A 19,564-nucleotide genomic window follows, 5' to 3' on the forward strand; every position below is an offset into this window, starting at 1 on the left:
AGCGGCGGACGGGATGCTAGCGGCATCCCGTCACGCCGCCATGTGCCAGGCTGAGGGTAATGCCCTCGGCGGTCATGACGATCACGCCGTCGCGCGCCAAGGCGCGGAACTGCTTATTCACCGCCTCGCGGGTCACGCCGAGCATCTGGGCGAGGTCCGTCTGTGTGAAGCGCGTCGGCACCTCGCAGCGCGGGCCGTCGACCTTGCCATGGGCGATCGCGAGCTCATGCAGCAGGTTGAGAAGCCGCTTTCTGAGGTCCAGGAAGGTATTGTCGTTGATCTGGCCCGTATTGCGCCTCAGCCGGTCGCACAGCACGAGGATGACGTGCTTGCCGATCTGCGGGAAATCCTCGACGAGACGCAGGAACTGCGGCCGGCTCACAAAGGCCGCGCGGGTCGGCTCGAGGGCGGTGGCGGTCGCCGTGCGCGGCAGCCCATCGAGCAGGGCGATTTCGCCGATGACATCGCCGGGCTCGAGCAGGGCGAGCGTCAATTCCCGCCCGTCCACATGTCCGAGATGAATGCGCACGAGGCCTTCGGCGATGATGTAGAGGCCGTCGGCCTCGTCCGATTGCCGAAACAGGCAGTGGCCGGCCGGGAAGCTGACGATGCGCGTTGCTTCGGCCACGCGTGCCAGGCACGTGGCTTCAAGGCCCCCGAAGATGCCGGAGGTCGTCAGCCAGCGGTTGATCTCGTTCGGCTGCATGAAGTCCGCGCCACAGTCGCAGAGGATGCCGGGCTCGCGTCACAATCCGCGCGCTCCGTCGCATTCTGCCATAAAGCGGTGCAATGGGAGATGCTCATGTCAGAATTTCACCCTGAGCGGGGGGACGCCGCCGTGCAGAAGGACGGGCGCCACCGACGAGGCGCACTCCGCTTGGCTCATGCGGGTCTGGGCAGTCTTCTCATTGGCCTGGCGTCCCAGCCCGCTGCCGCCCAGATGGCCGGCTGCACGACTGTCGCCGGCAATGTTGGCCAGACCGTCGTGCGCTGCCGCCACGTGACGATCGAGGTGGCGCGCGGCGCCGATGCCGGGCTCGTCGATGACAACGGCGACGGCGCGCCGGACGCGGTCGAGCTCAAGGCCGGCGCGGTCTATATCGAGGACGAGTCGCAGGGCGGAGGCAGGCGCTTCCAGGTGCAGACGCCGCATGCGGTGGCCTCCGTTCGCGGCACAACCTGGGCGGTCGACGTGACGGCGCAGCAAAGCGCTGTTTTCGTCGAGACCGGCCGCGTCGGCGTATCACGGCTTCGCGGCGGACGCGGTGTCGTGCTCGGTCCGGGGGAGGGCGTCGACGTCCGGCCGGGAACGACACCGCTCGTGGTCACCCGCTGGGGCGCGCCGCGGGTCAGGGCTCTGCTCGCCCGGTTCGGGCGCTGACCCATGCCGCGCGGCGACGGGGCGCGTCCGCTGACCCTCGCGGCCATCCTGCTCGCGCTGGTCTGGAGCGCCTATGTCGCCCATTGGCAGGTCGCGGGCCGCGCCAGCGCGCTCGACCGGCTCGAAGCCGTCGCGCTCGATCTGCGAGCGGTCTTTGCGCCGCGCAGGCCACCGCCGGCGGATCTCGTGATCATTGCTATCGATGACGAGACGGTGCGGCAGGCTGGTCGCTATCCCCTGCCGCGCGACGTGATGGCCACGCTGGTGGCGGCGATCTCCGCGCAGAAACCGCGCGCACTGGCGCTCGACATCCTGTTCGCCGATCCCGGCCCGCGGGATCAGGACGCGGCGCTCGCCCGAGCACTTCAGGAAACTCCGGCCGTCATCGCGGCGGCGGGGCTGTTCGGCGAAGGGCGGGACATGCGCACGGAAGGCGCCGTTAGCCGCGTGCCACAACCGCGCCAGCTGCTCTGGCCGGTCGAACCGATGGCGACGGCGGCGGATGTGGGGCTCGTCAATGTGGCGACGGATTACGGCGGCATCCCGCGCCACGCGCCGCTCCTGTTCCGCGGCTCGAGCGGCCTCATTCCGTCCTTCGTCCTGCTCGGCGCTGCGCTTGCCACCGGCGCGGAGCCGCAGTTGACCGGCGAGGCGCTGCGCCTGGGGGCCCGTTCGATCCCCCTCGATCTCGGACAGCATCTGGCGCTTCGCTACTACGGCCCCCGCGGGACGATACCGACCATCAGCGCGGCCCGGCTTCTCGCCGCGCCGGCAGCGGGGCAGGCGGCCCCCGATCTCGCCGGCAAGACGATCGTCATCGGCGCGACGGCGGTCGGCAGCGGTGACAGCTTTCCCACCCCCTTCTCCGCCGTGGTCCCCGGCGTGGAGGTGCTCGCCACCGCTATCGGGAATCTCGTGGCCGGGGATGCGCTCACGCGCACGGCCATCAGTCGATGGCTTGATGCGGGCGCAGCCGGCATCCTCGCGCTTGCCGCGATCGGCCTCATCAGCATGCGGCGGGTCGCGACCGGACTGCTGCTCGTCGGGCTGCTCGCCGTCGCCTGGGTCGGCCTTTCCTTCGTCGGCTACATACTGGGATACTGGGTCAGCACGACTGTGCCCCTCGCGGCGATGCTGCCGGTCGCGGCCGTCTATGGCGCGGCCCGCCTCTGGCTGGAGCGGCGCAAGGTCCGGCATCTCACCGGCGTCGAGGAGCGCCTGCTGCCGCTGCAGCCGCGTCCGATCGCGATCAGCTTGTCGGAGGATCCGAATTTCCTCGCCGCGCCGGTTGCGCAGGATGCCGCAATCCTGTTCGTCGACCTCGCCGGCTATACCGGGCTTTCGGAAGCCCTTGGCGCGGAACGCACGCGCGAACTCCTCAAGGGCTTTCAGAAGCTGGTCGATGCCGTCGTCAATGCGCATGGCGGCTTCGTCGTCACCTTCATGGGGGACGGCGCTATGGGGCTCTTCGGCTTTCCAGATCCTGAGGACGGCGCGCTGCGTGCCTTGCGGGCGCTCGATGAACTCGACCGGCGCCTGCGCGACGACTGGGCCGGCGAAAGCCTCATGGAGCATGCGCCGCGTCCGCGTGCGCGCCTCAGCGCCCATTACGGGCCGGTGGTCGTTTCGCGCCTGGGCGGGGAGAGCCACCAGCAGGTCACGGCGACCGGCGACACGGTGAATGTGGCGAGCCGGCTCCTCGAAGTGGCCAAGGCGCAGGGCGCGACCGTCGTCGTCAGCGAAAGCATCCTGCACGCCGCGGGCGAGGGCGCCTTGCTCGCGCGTTACTCCCCGCCCATGGAGGTGCCGATCCGCGGCCGGACGGCGCCTGTCGCGGTGCGCATCGCCGCCGCGCGCGACTGATGCGCGGATAGCTCACCGGGCCTGGGGACAAAGCGTTTGCCTGTCATGCAGATGTTGCAGAGGGCCGGTAGCTCACCGGATCAAGCCAGTCTGGATTTGTTCCAGTGAGAATGGAGCCTTCGCGATGACCGAACAGACGCCACGCGCCACCGCGTTTCCGACCAGTCTGCTGGAAGAAGCGGACGGAGAGGGGCGCAACCCGACCGCCAATCCCACCATGGGCGAAATCATTTCGACCCGCTTCTCGCGCCGCGGCCTGCTCAAGGGCTCGCTCGCCGTGTCCGCCATCGCAGCGACCGTGAGCCCGCTCGCCCTGGTGACGGCCGACAAGGCCAAAGCCGCGAGCTCGGCCTTCTCCTTCACGGAGGTCGAAGCCGGCGTCGACGCCAATCACCACGTGGCGCCCGGCTATGATGCCGACATCCTGCTGCGCTGGGGCGATCCGCTCTTCCCGGATGCGCCTGCCTTCGACCCGCGCAACCAGAGCGCCGAGGCGCAGCGCCGGCAGTTCGGCTACAACAACGATTACGTCGGCTATATTCCGCTCGACGGCTCGCCGACGCATGGTCTGCTCGTTGTCAACCATGAATATACCAACGAACATCTGATGTTCCCGGGCATCGTGCAGGTCGTCGACGGGAAGGCGAAGATCGCCCCGGCCGACCAGAAGCGCGTCGACATCGAAATGGCCGCCCATGGCGGCACGATCGTCGAGATCCGCAAGGTTGACGGCAAGTGGCAGGTCGTGCGCGACGGTCGCTACAATCGCCGCATCACCTCCGCGACGCCGATGGAATTGACCGGCCCCGCCGCCGGGCACGATCGGGTCAAGACGAGCGACGATCCGACCGGCACCAAGGTGATCGGCACCGTCAACAACTGCGCCGGCGGCGTCACGCCCTGGGGCACCTATGTCATGGCCGAGGAGAATTTCCACGGCTACTTTGCCGGCAAACTGCCCGAAGGCCATGCCGAGGCTGCCAACTACAAGCGCTATGGCGTGCCGGAGTCGACCTATCAGTGGGCCAATTTCTACGACCGCTTCGATATCGCGAAGGAACCGCACGAGCCGAACCGCTTCGGATGGATCGTCGAGGTCGATCCGATGGATCCGAACTCCACGCCGAAGAAGCGCACGGCCCTCGGCCGCTTCAAGCATGAGGGCGCGGAATCGATCGTCGCGAAGGATGGGCGCGTCGTGTTCTATCTCGGCGACGACGAGCGCTTCGACTATGTCTATAAATTCGTGACGGCCGGCCGCTTCGACCCGAACAACCGCGCGGCCAATATGAACCTTCTCGACGAAGGCACGCTCTATGTCGCGAAATTTGCGCCGGACGGCACGCTGACCTGGCTGCCGGTCGTCCATGGCCAGGGGCCGCTGACGGCTGCGAACGGTTTCAACAGCCAGGCCGACGTGCTGATCGAGACGCGGCGCGCCGGCGACCTGCTCGGCGCGACCAAGATGGACCGCCCCGAAGACATCCAGCCGAACCATGTCAATGGCAAGGTCTATGTGATGCTCACCAACAACACGCGGCGCACGGCCGACCAGGTCGATACTGCTAATCCGCGCGCCAAGAACGCCTTCGGTCATATCATCGAAATCGCCGAGGACGGTGGTGACTTCGCCGCCACGACCGGTCGTTGGGAAGTGCTGCTGAAATGCGGTGATCCGTCGGTCGCCGCGGTCGGGGCTTCCTTCTCCACCGAGACCACAAAGAACGGCTGGTTCGGCATGCCCGACAATTGCGCCGTCGACAGCGCCGGGCGCCTGTGGGTCTCGACCGACGGCAACTCGCCGAAGGACACCGGCCGCACCGACGGGCTCTGGGCGGTCGATACCGAGGGCGAGGCGCGCGCCACCTCCAAGCTGTTCTATCGCGTGCCGGTTGGCGCTGAGATGTGCGGCCCCTTGTTCACGCCCGATGACGAGACGGCCTTCGTCGCCGTGCAGCATCCGGGCGATGGCGGCGAGGATTGGGAGGGCTTCGCCCGTCCCTCCTATTACGAAGACCTCTCGACCCGCTGGCCGGACTTCAAGGACGACATGCCCGTGCGTCCGTCCGTGGTTGCCATTACCAAGCAGGGCGGCGGCAAGATCGCGGTCTGAGCAAGATCGCGGTCTGCGTTTTCCGCAAACGACAACGGGGCGGCTTCGGCCGCCCCGCTCTTTTTACAGCACTGAATTCAGTCGGTTCAGCGTGCCTGCACGAGGGAGGAGATGATCCCCGTCGCCATATTGATCATCGCATAATTGCCGTCGACCTCGACCCACTGATGGCCGCGGGGCGGCCGGCTGAGCCGATGGCGGCGCCAGTCGCGGTCAGACACGACGTGGCGGCGGTAGGACGATGGCACGGCCTTGCCACGGGCCCACCAGGCCGGGCGCTGCGTGGCGCGTGGGCGCGATGCCGGTCCCCGCTCGAACTGTTGCGGACGATGATCGCGCATGTTGTCGTGGCGTACCGGGCCATGATCCGGGGATCGATCATATCGTTGTTGGGCAAAAGCGGCACTTGAATCGATCAATGCCAATGCCAAACCAGCAATAAGAAGTTTTTTCATGTCTTGAGACCTTTATCCTTCAACTGCATCGCCACACGATCGGCGATTCGCGATGAACGGAACATGAAGATCCTGATTAAGCTTTTGTAACAAGACGGAAACGTTGTTCCTCGCGCATGCGAGGTCTGCGCGAGAGGCCGCACTGCTGGATCTCGGCGACGCGTGACGTTTTGGGACTTTTTTCGAAGGCGCGTCGCTTCTACCATTTGGCCATGTGTGGTCGCATCGTCCAAGCTAGCCCGTCCGAACTTCTGGCACTCGGCCTCGTCATCGGCGAAGGTCTGCAGGCCGGCGCGGGGCAACCCCGTTTCAATGGGGCACCGGGGCAGGAGCTAGGGGTGGTGCGCCGGCATCCGCAGACGGGGCGCTATCACCTCGACCGGCTGCTCTGGGGACTCGTCCCTTTCTGGCTGGCCGATCCGACCGGCGGCAGACGGCCGATCAACGCCAAGGCGGAAACGGTGCGCACGCTCCCGAGCTTCCGTGAGGCCTATGCGCGGCGGCGTTGCCTCCTGCCCGTCGACGGCTTCTTCGAATGGCAGCAAATGGGCCGCGGTGCCAAGCGGCCGCACGCCATCACTATGCGCGACCGCGCGCCCTTCGCGCTGGCAGGGCTTTGGGAGAATTGGCGGCACCCGGAAACGGGGACCTGGATCCGCACCTTCTGCGTGCTGACGAGCGAGGCCAACAGCCTGATCAGCGCGATCCACCACCGCATGCCGGTGATCATTCCGCCGCGGGCCTATGTGCGGTGGCTGTCGGGGGAGGCGGATCCCGCCGATCTTCTTGCGTCCTTTCCGGCCGATGCCATGGCGCTCTGGCCCGTATCGACCCGGGTGAACAGCCCGGCCAATGACGACGCTGCGTTGCTCGACCCCGCTGCCGATGCCGTTGTCGAAGACCGGCTTCTCTGAAGTCGGGCGTTATCGTCCGGCTTGACGGCGGTGCCTCTATAAGACCTATCGATGCTCGCGCTCTCCGGAACCTCTGCGGGAGGCACGACCCGGGACCGAGGCATGGAGCATCTTTTCACGGCCGTCGAGCCCTTTGTGCGCGCGCACGGCTCGCCTGTCGTCGGCATCGTCCTGTTCTTCGAATCGCTCGGGCTGCCATTGCCCGGCGAATCCATGCTGATCGTGGCCGGTGTGCTCGCCTCGCGCGGCGAAATATCGCCGACCCTGCTCATCCTCTACGCCTGGATCGGTTCGGTGCTCGGCGACAATGCCGGCTATGTCATCGGCCGTCTGCTCGGGCGTCAGGTGCTGTTGCGCTATGGGGGGAAGGTCGGCCTGACGGCAGAGCGTTTCGCCCGCATCGAGGAGGTTTTCGCCCGCTACGGTCCGGTCGCCGTGGCCTTCGCGCGCTTCGTCAATATCCTGCGCCAACTCAACGGCATCGTCGCGGGCGTCGCGGGCATGCCGTGGGAACGGTTTCTCCTGTTCAACGCGCTTGGCGCTGCGCTGTGGGTCGGCGTCTGGGGTGGAGGCGCGCTCCTCTTCGGCAGGCATATCGGCACCTTCGAGGGCCTTCTCCACCATCTCGGGCCCTGGGGGATGGCGGCGCTGGCCGCCGCAGCCATCGCCAGCGTCGCGGGCATCGTCTGGCTTGCCCGCCGCACGGGCTCGGTAAAGGGCTGAACTCATTGGGTTTTCATCTGTGCCGCGGTCCGGTGGCGATGCGCACCATTACCCCGCGTTAACATTCCGGTCATCATGTCATGGTTTTGCCGCATTTGGCCGCACTTTTGATGGCCAAGTCTTGTTCACACCGTTGTGCGCGATTCGGCTGAATTCTGGCCGATTCGTTTCAGTGCCCCGTAAGCGCCAGTCTGGCACGCTCGACGATGGCTGGAGGTCTTCAGCGGCTTCCCGGCGGATGCGCTTGCTTGCGTGTTCTCCGGCAGGTCTGTACATGGACTTCGTCCGCAACAACAACGGGATGGGCCGATGCCGGTAACGCAGAAGACGCCAGGAAGCCGACGCGCTCGTGAAGCCGCCGATGAAATTCCCGGAAATCTTCCGCGTACCGCGAGTCTAAGACCCTTTCCGATATTGGTGCTGCGGGCGGCCGCGGCATCCGCGGTTGCTCTGATTGCGGCCAATTGCGTGCCGCAAACCGCCAAGATCGATCCGAAATCCAGCGACCCGGCAACTGTGGCAGACAAAAGCACGCTGCCCAAGGGTGGCGGCCGCGATCACGTCGGCAAGCCCTATAAGGTCGGCGGCAAGACCTTCCATCCTAAGGAAAATGCCGAGTATTCGCGTGTTGGCCTGGCATCCTGGTATGGCGGCATCTTCCATGGCCGTCGCACCGCCAACGGCGAGATATTCGACAAGAATTCCATCGCCGCGGCGCATCCGACCTTGCCCTTGCCGAGCTACGTCCGCGTCACCAATCTCACCAACAGCCGCTCGATCATCGTTCGCGTCAACGATCGCGGCCCGTTCCACGGCAACCGGCTTATCGACGTCTCGCAACGGACGGCTGATGTCCTCGGTTTCAAGCAGGCCGGCACGGCGCGCGTTCGCGTCGATTACATCCGCCGGGCGTCTATTCGGGGCACCGACGATCGCATGCTTCTGGCAACATTGACGGAAGGCCGTCCGGCATCATTGCCAGGTAGTGCAGCGCCCACCGCGGTGGCGCAGGCCGCGCCGGCGCGGCCGGCGCTCGCCTTCCGGCAGCCGGAGAACGTGAATACGACGCAACCGCCCATTCAGCAGGTCGCCTTCCGTGCGGCGGCGCCCTCCACGCAAGCTGCCAGTCCGGTATCCTCCTTTGCGACGGCCCCGGTGCCGCAGTCGGTGCGCCTGGTCAGCAATATGCCGCTTCCGCCCGAGCGGCCCTTCGATCTGGGCACGACCAAAGTGACACCGAAGCCGGCAGGTTCGCGTGGACCTCGCGAGGCGACCCGGCAGGAGCAGCGCCCGATCAAGACGGCTGCCTTGGCCTATGGGGCGGAGACGCCGAGCCGTTTCGTCGTAACATCGGCGTTCAATAGCGTAAATTCGCAGGGCTTCGTTTCCTTCAAGTAGACCGTGCGGGATTAGAAGCCTCCCTCCAACCGTTGATTTCGCGGCAGGCCGGGCGCAAGGTCCCGGCTGTGTCGCGTTCTGCTGGTGGGAGTAGCCGATATGCTTCTTCGCGTATCCGGAGTCGTTCGCCTATGTCGGGCCGTTCCCCCGTATCGGGCCGTGGCGATCGCTTGCGGGCTCGTCATCGCGATGTCCCTGCCGGCGGCTGCGCAGGACTTTCGCTCGGCCGCGCCACATGCCCTGCTGATGGACTTCGGCTCGGGGACGATCCTCTACGACAAGGCGGCGGACGAGCGTATCATCCCGGCGAGCATGACGAAGATCATGACGGCCGAGGTCCTGTTTCATGAGATCAAGGCCGGGCGCGTCTCGCTGGATACCGAATTCGTCGTCTCCGAGAACGCTTGGCGGCGCGGGGGCGGGCCGTCGGGCGGTTCGGCCATGTTCGCGGTTCTCGGAAGCTCGGTCAAAGTGGTCGACTTGATCCAGGGAATAGCGGTTCAATCCGGCAACGACGCGGCGATCACGGTTGCCGAAGGCATCGCGGGGACGGAGGAGAATTTCGCGCGCATGATGAACGACCGCGCCCGGGAGATTGGCCTCAAGGATTCGGTCTTCGTCAATTCAACGGGGCTCGAAGGCCCCGGCCAGCACACGACCGCGCGGGACCTCGCCATCCTCTCCGCCCATCTCATTCGCACCTATCCCGATCTCTACCGCTATTTCGGCGAGGCCGAATTCACCTGGAACAAGATCCGGCAGCGCAACCGCAACCCGCTGCTGACGAAGAACATTGGCGCTGACGGCATCAAGACGGGCTATCTCAAGGAGGCCGGCTACGGCATGGTCGGCTCGGCGGTGAATGAGGGACGGCGGCTGATCGTTGTCGTGGCCGGCCTGAAAACGGCTCGCGAGCGCGGCGACGAAGCGCATAAGCTCTTGTCCTGGGGCTTGCGTTCGTTCGAAACGCGGCGGCTGTTCGATGCGGGCGAGGAAGTCGGCCAGGCCTCCGTCTATGGCGGCGCGCAAGGCTCGGTCGGTCTCGTATCCCCCACGCCCGTCGACGTGCTCATTCCGCGCGGCACAGCCGACAAGCTCGTGGCCAAGATCACCTATACCGGGCCATTGCTGCCACCGCTCGATGCGGGTAAGGAGGTTGCTCGGCTCAAGGTAACGCGTGGCGACGCCGAGGTGCTCGACGTGCCGCTGGTCACGGCTCAGCCGGTTACCGCCGGGTCGGTTTCCCAGCGCGCCCTCGATGCCGCCCTCGAGTTGTCGACCGGCTTCATTCGCGATGCCTTCAACAAGCTCTAGCCCGCGGCGGCGGACAACCATGACGGCACCTTTCATCACCTTCGAGGGCGGGGAAGGCGCCGGAAAATCCACACAGATCAAGCGGCTGGCAGCGCGTCTTGGTGCGGCGGGCATCGACACGCTGGTGACGCGCGAGCCCGGCGGCTCGCCGAAGGCCGAGCGCATCCGCGACGTTCTCTTGTCGGGGCGCGTCAAGCCCTTCGGTGCGCTTGCCGAAGCCGTCCTGTTCTCGGCGGCGCGTATCGATCATATCGACACGGTGATCGCACCGGCGCTCAAGCGCGGCACATGGGTGCTGTGCGATCGCTTCATCGATTCCACGCGCGCCTATCAAGGCGTCTCCGGCGAGGTGGATGCGCGTGAGATCAGGACGCTCGAACGGGTGGTGGTCGGCGAGCTCAGGCCGACCATGACCTTCATCCTGGATATCCCGCCGGAACTCGGACTTGAACGGGCAGCGGCGCGCCAAGGCGACGGGGGCAGGGACCGGTTCGAGGCCGAAGGCCTCGCTTTCCACGAAAACCTGCGCAACACCTTTCTCGAGATCGCCGCGGCGGAGCCCGAGCGCTGCGTCGTCGTCGATGCGCGCGACGACGAGGAGGCTGTCGCGGAGCGCATCTGGAAGCATGTCTCGGGACACCTGCCGGTTCGCCCGCCGCAACGCCGCAAACGGTCTCGCCGTGCCACCGTCTGACGGTCTGGAAGCTGATCGTTTCGGCGACGCGCCGCATCCGCGTGAGCAGGCCCTGCTCGTCGGCCACGGCGCCGCGGAGGCAAGCTTTCTCGATGCCTTTCGCGCCGGGCGGCTGCACCATGCCTGGCTCATCGGCGGGCCGCAGGGTATCGGCAAGGCGACCTTCGCCTATCGGGCAGCACGCTTCCTTCTCGCTCATTCCGACCCCGCTGACCCGGCGGTGACGGCCGCGACCGATCTCAGCGTCGATCCGGCCAATCCGGTGGCGCGCCGGGTCGAGGCGCTCTCCCATCCCGATCTCGTCGTGCTGCGGCGGACGCCCGGCACGGACAAGAAGGGACCGTCGACCTTCATCCCGGTGGACGCGGTGCGCCGCGCGCTCGCCGTCTTCGGCTCCACGGCCGGGGCCGGCGGCTACCGCATTTGCATCGTCGACAGTGTCGAGGATCTGAACACGGCCGGCGCCAATGCGCTGCTGAAGGTGGTCGAGGAGCCGCCGCCGCGCTCGCTGTTCCTCATCGTGGCACATGCGCCGGGACGAACCATGGCGACGCTGCGATCGCGCTGTCGCAAGCTCGCCCTGCGGCCGCTCGCCGCCGAGGACGTTGCGACCGTTCTCGGCCAGCTCGACCCTGCGGCAGATACCGCCGCCATCCGGCGCGCGGCGGAATTGGCGGAAGGGTCGGTGCGCAACGCCCTTCAACTGGTCGATCCCGATGTGATCGCCCTCGTTGAGCGCGTGCGCCGGACGCTCGACCGGCTGCCCGACGAAGACGTGCCCGAGCTCTACAGCTTGGCCGATCTTCTGTCCGGCCGGGCCGAGGAGGAACGCTTCGCGACTTTTCTCGCGACCGTCGGCGATTGGGTGTCCGGGCATATCCGCGCCCGCGCGCCGGAGGGCGCCTCGCGCCTTGCGCCGCTCGTGGAGGTATGGGACAAAGGCCAGCGCGCGGCGCGTGAGGTCCAGGTGCTCAATCTCGATCGTCGCCCGTTCGTACTCTCCCTTATCGGCGACCTCGCGGAGGCCGTTCGACGCACCAGCGTCGTGTGAGCCCATGGGGCGCTTCTGACGGTTGGCGCATGGTCGAGAAGTCCAAGTTCTACATCACCACGGCGATCTCCTATCCCAATGGCGCGCCCCACATCGGCCACGCCTATGAGGACGTCGCCACCGATGCGATCGCTCGCTTCAAGCGGCTGGACGGTTATGAGGTCTTTTTCCTCACCGGGGTGGATGAACACGGCCTGAAGATGATGCAGACGGCGGCCAGGGAGGGCTTGACGCCGCGGGCTCTCGCCGATCGCAACAGCGCGCTCTTCCGGCAGATGGCTGAGACTTTCGCCGCCTCGCACGATCGCTTCATCCGCACGACGGAGCCGGCGCATTATGCCGCTTCGCAGGAGCTGTGGCGGCGCATGCGCGATGCCGGTGACATCTATCTCGGCACCTACGCCGGCTGGTACTCCGTTCGGGACGAAGCCTTCTATGACGAGAGCGAGACGCGGGTCGAAAACGGCCAGCGCCTCGGCCCGCAGGGCACGCCCGTGGAGTGGACCGAGGAACAGACCTATTTCTTCCGGTTGTCTGCCTATCAGGAGAGGCTGCTCGCCCACTACGAGGCTAATCCCGGCTTCATCGCGCCGGAAACGCGGCGCAACGAGGTGGTGAGCTTCGTCAAGGGCGGGCTGCAGGATCTCTCGATCTCGCGCACGGCGCTGACCTGGGGCGTACCGGTGCCGGACGCCCCCGACCATGTGATGTATGTATGGGTCGACGCGCTCACGAATTATCTGACCGGCGTCGGCTTTCCCGATGCGGAGGCCGCAACCTTCGAGCGCTTCTGGCCGGCCGACGTCCATATCATCGGTAAGGATATCACGCGCTTTCACGCGGTTTATTGGCCGGCTTTCCTGATGTCGGCTGGTCTGCCGCTGCCCAAGCGCGTTTTCGGCCACGGTTTTCTCTTCAACCGCGGGGAGAAGATGTCGAAGTCGGTCGGCAATGTGATCGACCCCTTCGCGCTGGCCGATGCCTATGGCCTCGATCAGCTGCGCTATTTCCTGCTGCGCGAAGTGCCCTTCGGACAGGACGGCAATTACAGCCACGAGGCGATCGTCAATCGCATCAACGCCGATCTCGCGAATGATCTCGGCAATCTCGCGCAGCGGTCGCTGTCGATGATCGCCAAGAACTGCGACGGCACTATTCCGCAGCCATCGGCCTTCACGCCGGCGGACGAGGCCCTGCTCGCGGCTGCCGACGCGCTCCTGGCGAAGGGGCGCGCCGCGATGGAGGACTTTGCGTTGCATGCCATGCTCGCCGAGATCTGGAGCGTGGTGGCGGAGGCCAACCGCTATTTCGCGGCGCAGGCCCCCTGGACACTGCGGAAGTCCGATCCGGCGCGCATGGCGACCGTTCTCTACGTCACCGCCGAGGTGCTGCGCACGGTCGCGATTCTTGCCCGCCCGGTCACTCCGACGGCTGCGGACAAGCTTCTCGACCTTCTCGCCGTTTCGGCCGCGGCGCGCGATTTCGCCGCGCTCGGCCCGAAGGGGCGCCTTGCCGCCGGCGCCGCCTTGCCACCACCCATGCCCATCTTCCCGCGCTACATGGAGCCGGAGGAGGGCGCCGCGTGACGGCACTGGTCGATAGCCACTGCCATCTCGATTACTACCAGACGGATCTCGAGGCCGTGCTGGCGCGCGCACGCGCGGCCGGCGTCGGCCGGCTGGTGACGATCTCGACCCATGTGAGCAAGGTCGACACCTATCGGACGCTGGCGGAGCGGCCGGGCGTCTTCTTCTCCGTCGGCACCCATCCGCATCACGTCGGTGAGGAGCCGGACGTGCCAGTTGCCACGCTGATCGACCTCGCGCAGCATCCCCGCTGCGTGGCGATTGGCGAAGCTGGGCTCGACTATTTCTACGACCGCAACCCGCGCGACCTGCAGCAGATGGTCTTCCGCACGCATATCGCGGCGGCGCGGGAGAGCGGCCTGCCGCTCGTCATTCATGCACGCTCGGCCGATGAGGACGTGATCGCGATCCTCGAGGAGGAGATGGCGGTTGGGCCCTTCACGGCCGTGCTGCATTGCTTCTCGTCGGGGCCGGAGCTTGCAGCGGTCGGGCTCCGCCTCGGCCTCTATATCTCCTTCTCCGGCATTCTCACCTTTCGCCGGTCGGAGGAGTTGCGTGCGATTGCCGCGAGCGCTCCTATGGACCGACTGCTGGTGGAGACGGACGCGCCTTATCTCGCCCCCGAGCCCTTTCGCGGCAAGCGCAACGAGCCGGCCCATGTGGTGCATACAGCGCGTGTGCTTGCCGAGGTCAAAGGCGTGTCCGTGCCCGAGCTCACCGTCGCCACGACAGCCAATGTCGAGCGGCTGTTCCACAAGATCGGCCGCGACGAGCTGGAGAGCGGGCCGGCGGAGGCCGCCCCGTGACCCTCGTCGTCACCATTCTCGGCTGCGGATCGTCTGGGGGCGTGCCGCGCGTCGGTGGCGGCTGGGGCGCCTGTGATCCGGGCAATCCCAAGAACCGGCGGCGCCGTTGTTCCATTCTGGTCGAACAACATGGTGCGGCCGGAACGACGCGCGTCCTCGTCGACACCTCGCCCGACCTGCGCGAGCAACTGCTCGGCGCCGGCGTCCAGCATCTCGACGGCGTTCTCTACACCCACCAGCATGCCGACCATACCCATGGCATCGACGACCTGCGCCCGCTGTCGCTCCACATGCGCCGGTCTATTCATGTCTATGCAAATCGAGTGACCGACGATTTCCTGCGCGAGACCTTCGGCTATTGCTTCGCGACACCGCTCGGCAGTGATTATCCACCTTTTCTCGTCGATCATTCCGTCGAGAACGGTGAGCCCCTCGTCGTGAAGGGGGCCGGCGGGCCGCTCGAGGCGGTGCCCTTTCGCATGCAGCACGGGAGCATCGAGGCCTTAGGCTTTCGATTCGGCCGCTTCGCCTATGCAACCGATGTGAGCGCCATGCCGGAAGAAAGCGTCGCAGCGCTGCTCGGGCTCGACCTCCTCGTCGTCGACGCCCTGCGATACCGGCCGCATCCGACGCATTTCAGCGTAGCGGAGGCGCTCGATTTCATTGCGCGGGTCGCGCCCCGTCGGGCCGTGCTCACCAATCTCCACAATGATCTCGATTACGCGCGTCTCGCCGCCGAATTGCCACCGCATGTGGAACCGGCCTATGACGGGCTGAGATTGGCCGTCGACGAGAACGCCTGAGCCGCGCGGCGCAAAAGCCACGCCTCTCCGCCAATTCCCTTCCCTGAGCCCGATCTGCCATTCCCGCGACCCCTTCTGCGCGACCTGCATTGCCGCATTCGATCCATTTGCCATCCTGGATTGTATGTATTGAAGAGTATCTCCTCATGGCTGTAATGCGGAATTGGCGGGATCTATCATGCGCCGCGATCGGCACGGCCTTGCGCGACGGATTTGGTTGCTCTGGGCACTCATTCTTGCCGGTGGTGCGCCGATCCCCGCGGTTGCACAGGGCTGTTCCTCGCGCCTGGCCGATCAGGCTGCGGCTGCCGCTTGCCGCGCCGCGGACGAGGTCCAGCGGAACGCTGCGGCCTTGCCGCTGGTAGAGATCGGCTTGGGCCAAACCGGGCTTGCCGCAAGCCTGCACGCGCCGCCCTGGAATGGCGCAGCATTTTCCGGCGCCCTCGACCTGCTGCGCCTGCGGCAGCTCAATGGGGCGCCCGCCGTCCCCAGCGTACCGACGGATGTGCGCTTGCAAGTCGGCGTTCGTGCGCAGGGAAAGCCCCTGTCTCAAGCCGATGTGCTGTGGTTCCAGGCAGCTTTCGCCGAGGGAGCCTTTCTCTATTTCGGCCAGGCGGAAACGCCTCTTGCGGCGCGATCCGATCTAGCGCGCAATCCGGAGGGATTGGCGCAATCGCTCGGGTGGGGGTTTTCGTCGGCGCTGTTGCATCAGTGGATGCCGTCGCTTCGCCAGAACTTCTTCGCGAGCTTCGCGCTCGTCGGCCCGCCGCAGGCGCCTTTGCGCGCGGCTGATGGCGTCGGCGATCTCGGGTTCTTCCGCACCGGCTCCAGCCTCGTCTGGTCACCGACAGACGGCGTCGACCTCGGGCTGGAGGTGCTCTACCGGCATGTGGGCGAAGTCAGCCGGCGCCGGGTGAATTTCATGGACCCGTCGGCGGAAGGCACGGTGGACGCGCGCCTGCGCCTGCAAACCGACTTTTGATGAGCGGGGCGTGGGCGAGGGCTCAGCCGCGGTCGTCGACCCGGTTCACGAAGCGCAAGATGATCTTCATGACCTGCGGATCCCAGGTCAGCGGCGGATGGCCCTGGTCGGGAATGGTGACCGCTTCCAGCCGCGGATGGGAAGCCTCCATCTGCGCCAGCGTTTCGGCCGAGAGAATGTCGGAATTGGCGCCGCGCAACGCGAGCACGGGAACGCCGCGCAGCGTGTCGAAAGCTCGCCAAAGGTCCGGCAACGGCTCTTCCAGATCGACGGCCTCGAGCGTTTTCACCAGGGCGGGATCATAGGCCGGCACGAGCTTGCCGTCCTGCTCCGTCCAGGTGCGGCGTGCCATCAGGTCCCAGTCGGCGTCGCCCAAATTGGGGTATTGGGCGCTCGACAACAGCTTCAGTACCTGACCGGCCTCCCGGAAATTGGCTGGCGTCGGGAGCTTGCCGATCGTGCTGCGGATGCGGATCAGGCCTTTTCGGTCGACGACAGGCCCGACATCGTTGAGGACGGCGGCGCGGACCATGCTGCCTCGCGAGACCGCGAGCGCCATGGTGATGAGCCCGCCACGCGACGTGCCGATGAAAATCGCACGGGGCACGTCGAGAGCGGTGAGGACGTGAAGGAGATCCTCCGTCTCGATGCGCAGGTCGTAATTCGCCCAGTTGGGATCGCGTTCCGAGAGACCGCGGCCGCGATAATCCACCGCAATCACCCGCAGCGGCTGTTTGGCGTCCGAAGAGAGGGCGACAGCGAGCTCATGGAAATCGGCAGCCGTGCGCGCAAGCCCCGGCAGGCAGACCACCGTGGGCACGTCGCTGGGATGCGGGCCGTAGATGCGCACATGTAGGCGCAAGGCATCGCCGCCGCTGACATAGACGTCGCTGTGGCCGTCGGAGGCGCTCATGGAAAACCGGTCCTAGAAGTCTGCAGCTATGGAAAAGAGCCGCGATGAAGATCTTGCTCGATCAGCAGGGCCGTGCGGTCGCCGAGGATATGCCGGTAGACCTGCAGATTCTCCATGATCCGCTGCACGTAGTTTCGGGTTTCCTCGAAGGGGATGCGCTCCACCCAATCCACCGTATCGACGCCCTCGCTCCGTGGATCGCCATAGGCGGCGATCCACTTGCGCACATTGCCAGGCCCGGCATTGTAGGCGGCAAAGGTCAATAAATAGGAGCCTCGCCAATAGGCGACGAGATCTCCGAGATGGGCCGTGCCGAGGGCGGCGTTATAGGCGGGGTCGCTCGTCAGCCGGTCGAGGTCGTAGGGCAGCCCTGCGCGCTGGGCGGTGAGCTTCGCCGTGGCCGGCATGAGCTGCATGAGCCCACGGGCGCCGGCCGACGAGACGGCATCCGCCTCGAAGGCGCTCTCCTGACGGGCGATCGCGAACGTCATAGGGCGTTCGACAGAATTGCCGACAGCCTGGAACTGAGGGATGCCGGTCGTCGGAAAGCCCGCCCATTCGAGCGGGAAGCCGCGATAGAGGGCCCGCTTGCCGACGACCAACTCGGCGCGGGTGTCACCGAGCGAGGTGGCGATATGCGACAGTGCGAGCATCGCATCCGCTCCCTCCACGCGCTTGGCGAATTCGCCGAGGATCATCGTCGCGAGGTCGCGTTCCTCGAGCGCATAGAGGAGGCGTATCGCCTGCACGATGCCGCGCTGCTCGAGGGCTGCACGCACCATCATATCGCCCTGCCGCGGCTCACTGACGGGAAGATCGGTCATTCCCAAACGGGCGCGGGAGAGCTGCCCGTAATAGGTGGTGACATGCTTGGCAGCCGCTTCATAGAAGCGCTTGGACAATGCGATCTTGCCGGCCGCTTCGGCCGCCCGGCCGCGCCAATAGGCCACTCGCGAAACCGAGGTCGACAGATCCGCATGGGGTTCCGCCAGGGCGAAGTGCCGTGCGGCCGTCTCAGGCTCCTTGAGAAAACGTAAGGCGATCCAGCCGGCGAGAACCTCCGATTCGATGTTGTCCGTCTCGCTCTCGGCGACCTCGGGGCTCACGACCTTATAGGCTTCACGTGGCGAGCCGGCATCCAGTAGCCCGCGCGCCAGGCGCCGCCGCTCCCCTGCCCATTCGTCGCCTTCGATGACCTTGTCAGGAGCCGTCGGTGCCTTCGCTATCACCTTGGCCGCTTCGTCTTTTTTGCCGCGGCGCCGGAGTTGTTGCGCCTCCGCAAAGACGACCAGCGGATCGATGCGGTCGGCGGCCGGCAATTCGGCGAGCGCTTTCGCGGGATCGACACCCCGGTCGAGCGCCATGCGCGCCTTGAGAAGGCGCTCCTCTCGCGGGCCGATATCGCTCGCGAGCCGCTGGGCCGTCGTCCAGTCCTTCCTGAAGGCCAATCGCTCCAGACGGCCACGATCGTCGTCGTCAGTCAGGACATCCGGAAAACTGTCGCGGATGGCGCGTTCGAGATCGCGATCGACCGGGTCACGGCGCCAGGCTTCCCTAATCAGCGCAGCCGCCGCCTTGTCCTTGCCCTCAGCCCGGCGGACGAGCGCCAGGGCGAACTTGCCGTCGGCGCCTTCTGGCGCGCGCGTGGCAAAGAAGCGGGCGATGGTCTCGGGCGTCGCCTTCTCCCGCCACAATGCCTCCTCGGCATATTGCTGGATCGTGTCCTGCTGCGGCCAGTCGCGGTGCTGGTCGAGAAAGGCCGAGAGCCGTGCGAAGCCGATATGTGCGCCGTTGTGGCGGATCGCCACCCATTCGAGAAGCGTGCGTGCCGCAGAGCTCGATATCGCCCGGGCGGCGGCATCGCCCTCGGTGATCTCTCCCTTGCGATAAAGGTCCAGCGCGGCTTTTACGGCTGGCGCCTCGGCGGTGATGGTCGCGAGATCGGGGCGCGCCAGATCGGGGCGGGTGGGCTGCGCCAGATCGGGCGGCGCAAGCGACGCGGTTTCCGCAGACGGCGTCTTGACCGCGGCGACGCCAGGATCGGCATAGGCGAGCTCGGGCGAAAGGGGTTTGGTCGCAGCCGGCTCATCCTTGGCGGGCGGGGATGCAATGGCCGAGAGCGCCTGCACGGCCGGCGCGCCGCCATCGACTGGAGCGGGACCGGCCGGCGTCTGTTCTTGGTGAGGCGCAATCGAGGCCTGTTGCGCCGGGGCGGCAGGCGCCGGCGGCAAGGGAAGGGGACGCGCAGGGACAGGCACCGGTTCGTCCTTCCCGGGAAGGACGATGGCGGTCGACAGAACGGCAACCGTCAATCCCGCGGCGAGGCGCGTCAGCGGCTTCATTCGGTGTCTCCCGGACCGAGGCGTGGATGTCGTCCATCCTGCCTCACGTTCTTTGTCGCTTCCCGATCTTAACGAATTCCAAATCACAAGCTTGACACCTTATACTATGCGGATCCTGAGGCGGACCCTTTGCGCCTTCACGATGAAGCAGCTATGAGTGCCTTCGCGTGCAGGCGGCAGACCGCTGACTAGACAATACGAGCGATGGGAGTCCCCGTGCGGGGGA

At 66.3% G+C, this 19,564-nt stretch carries 17 protein-coding genes; 13 read left to right on the forward strand and 4 right to left on the reverse strand.

The features are described 5' to 3' along the window. Positions 1–16: 16 nt before the first annotated feature. Positions 17–706, reverse strand: a complete 690-nt coding sequence (locus ACFQU1_RS23590) for a Crp/Fnr family transcriptional regulator (protein ID WP_378137376.1) — start codon at positions 704–706, stop codon at positions 17–19. Positions 707–802: 96 nt separating this feature from the next. Here ACFQU1_RS23590 and ACFQU1_RS23595 point away from each other — a divergent pair, with 96 nt between their 5' ends. The 3 genes from ACFQU1_RS23595 (at position 803) to ACFQU1_RS23605 (ending at position 5,357) form a co-directional block, all read left to right on the forward strand. Further along, a complete protein-coding gene (locus tag ACFQU1_RS23595; RefSeq protein ID WP_378137378.1) occupies positions 803–1,381 on the forward strand; it encodes a FecR domain-containing protein in 579 nt (192 codons plus the stop codon). A 3-nt stretch (positions 1,382–1,384) separates the two neighbouring features. Then, positions 1,385–3,244 carry a CHASE2 domain-containing protein gene (locus ACFQU1_RS23600; protein ID WP_378137380.1) on the forward strand — a complete coding sequence of 620 codons (1,860 nt, stop codon included), beginning with the start codon at positions 1,385–1,387 and terminating at the stop codon, positions 3,242–3,244. A 124-nt stretch (positions 3,245–3,368) separates the two neighbouring features. Then, positions 3,369–5,357 (forward strand): PhoX family protein, encoded by a 1,989-nt coding sequence (locus ACFQU1_RS23605; RefSeq protein ID WP_378137382.1) that lies wholly within the window; start codon positions 3,369–3,371, stop codon positions 5,355–5,357. A gap of 86 nt (positions 5,358–5,443) precedes the next feature. Here ACFQU1_RS23605 and ACFQU1_RS23610 read toward each other — a convergent pair whose 3' ends face one another. Beyond that, complete coding sequence (locus ACFQU1_RS23610) at positions 5,444–5,812, reverse strand: RcnB family protein (protein ID WP_378137384.1); 369 nt, start codon at positions 5,810–5,812, stop codon at positions 5,444–5,446. Between the two features lie 212 nt (positions 5,813–6,024). On the opposite strand from ACFQU1_RS23610, the gene ACFQU1_RS23615 reads away from it, so the two are divergent. The 10 genes from ACFQU1_RS23615 to ACFQU1_RS23660 all read left to right on the forward strand — a co-directional run bounded on the left by ACFQU1_RS23615 (position 6,025) and on the right by ACFQU1_RS23660 (position 16,083). Further along, positions 6,025–6,726: an SOS response-associated peptidase gene (locus ACFQU1_RS23615; RefSeq protein ID WP_378137386.1), complete on the forward strand. Its 702-nt coding sequence runs from the start codon at positions 6,025–6,027 to the stop codon at positions 6,724–6,726. A gap of 102 nt (positions 6,727–6,828) precedes the next feature. Next, a complete protein-coding gene (locus ACFQU1_RS23620; protein WP_378137388.1) occupies positions 6,829–7,449 on the forward strand; it encodes a DedA family protein in 621 nt (206 codons plus the stop codon). Between the two features lie 516 nt (positions 7,450–7,965). Continuing rightward, positions 7,966–8,847 (forward strand): septal ring lytic transglycosylase RlpA family protein, encoded by an 882-nt coding sequence (locus tag ACFQU1_RS23625; protein ID WP_378137390.1) that lies wholly within the window; start codon positions 7,966–7,968, stop codon positions 8,845–8,847. Between the two features lie 159 nt (positions 8,848–9,006). Continuing rightward, positions 9,007–10,161: a D-alanyl-D-alanine carboxypeptidase family protein gene (locus ACFQU1_RS23630; protein WP_378137393.1), complete on the forward strand. Its 1,155-nt coding sequence runs from the start codon at positions 9,007–9,009 to the stop codon at positions 10,159–10,161. Positions 10,162–10,180: 19 nt separating this feature from the next. Beyond that, on the forward strand, positions 10,181–10,855 hold the full coding sequence (tmk, locus tag ACFQU1_RS23635) for a dTMP kinase (RefSeq protein WP_378137395.1): 675 nt from the start codon (positions 10,181–10,183) through the stop codon (positions 10,853–10,855). Next, positions 10,788–11,906: a DNA polymerase III subunit delta' gene (locus ACFQU1_RS23640; RefSeq protein ID WP_378137397.1), complete on the forward strand. Its 1,119-nt coding sequence runs from the start codon at positions 10,788–10,790 to the stop codon at positions 11,904–11,906. Before tmk ends, ACFQU1_RS23640 begins: the two co-directional genes overlap by 68 nt. Before the next feature lie 29 nt (positions 11,907–11,935). After that, the gene (gene metG / locus ACFQU1_RS23645; RefSeq protein ID WP_378137400.1) at positions 11,936–13,492 is read left to right on the forward strand and encodes a methionine--tRNA ligase; all 1,557 of its coding nucleotides are present in this window, start codon (positions 11,936–11,938) and stop codon (positions 13,490–13,492) included. Continuing rightward, on the forward strand, positions 13,489–14,298 hold the full coding sequence (locus ACFQU1_RS23650; protein ID WP_378137402.1) for a TatD family hydrolase: 810 nt from the start codon (positions 13,489–13,491) through the stop codon (positions 14,296–14,298). Before metG ends, ACFQU1_RS23650 begins: the two co-directional genes overlap by 4 nt. Continuing rightward, positions 14,295–15,101, forward strand: a complete 807-nt coding sequence (locus tag ACFQU1_RS23655; RefSeq protein ID WP_378137404.1) for an MBL fold metallo-hydrolase — start codon at positions 14,295–14,297, stop codon at positions 15,099–15,101. Before ACFQU1_RS23650 ends, ACFQU1_RS23655 begins: the two co-directional genes overlap by 4 nt. A gap of 178 nt (positions 15,102–15,279) precedes the next feature. After that, entirely contained in the window at positions 15,280–16,083 is an 804-nt protein-coding gene (locus ACFQU1_RS23660) for a hypothetical protein (RefSeq protein WP_378137406.1), read from the forward strand. A 22-nt stretch (positions 16,084–16,105) separates the two neighbouring features. Here the strand turns inward: ACFQU1_RS23660 and ACFQU1_RS23665 are convergent, their stop codons facing one another. Both ACFQU1_RS23665 and ACFQU1_RS23670 read right to left on the reverse strand, forming a co-directional pair. Then, complete coding sequence (locus ACFQU1_RS23665) at positions 16,106–16,996, reverse strand: alpha/beta fold hydrolase (RefSeq protein WP_378137408.1); 891 nt, start codon at positions 16,994–16,996, stop codon at positions 16,106–16,108. Between the two features lie 26 nt (positions 16,997–17,022). Beyond that, a complete protein-coding gene (locus ACFQU1_RS23670; protein ID WP_378137410.1) occupies positions 17,023–19,338 on the reverse strand; it encodes a transglycosylase SLT domain-containing protein in 2,316 nt (771 codons plus the stop codon). Between the last annotated feature and the right edge of the window lie 226 nt (positions 19,339–19,564).

The organism is Chelatococcus sp. GCM10030263 (assembly GCF_042666455.1).
Lineage (GTDB): Bacteria > Pseudomonadota > Alphaproteobacteria > Rhizobiales > Beijerinckiaceae > Chelatococcus.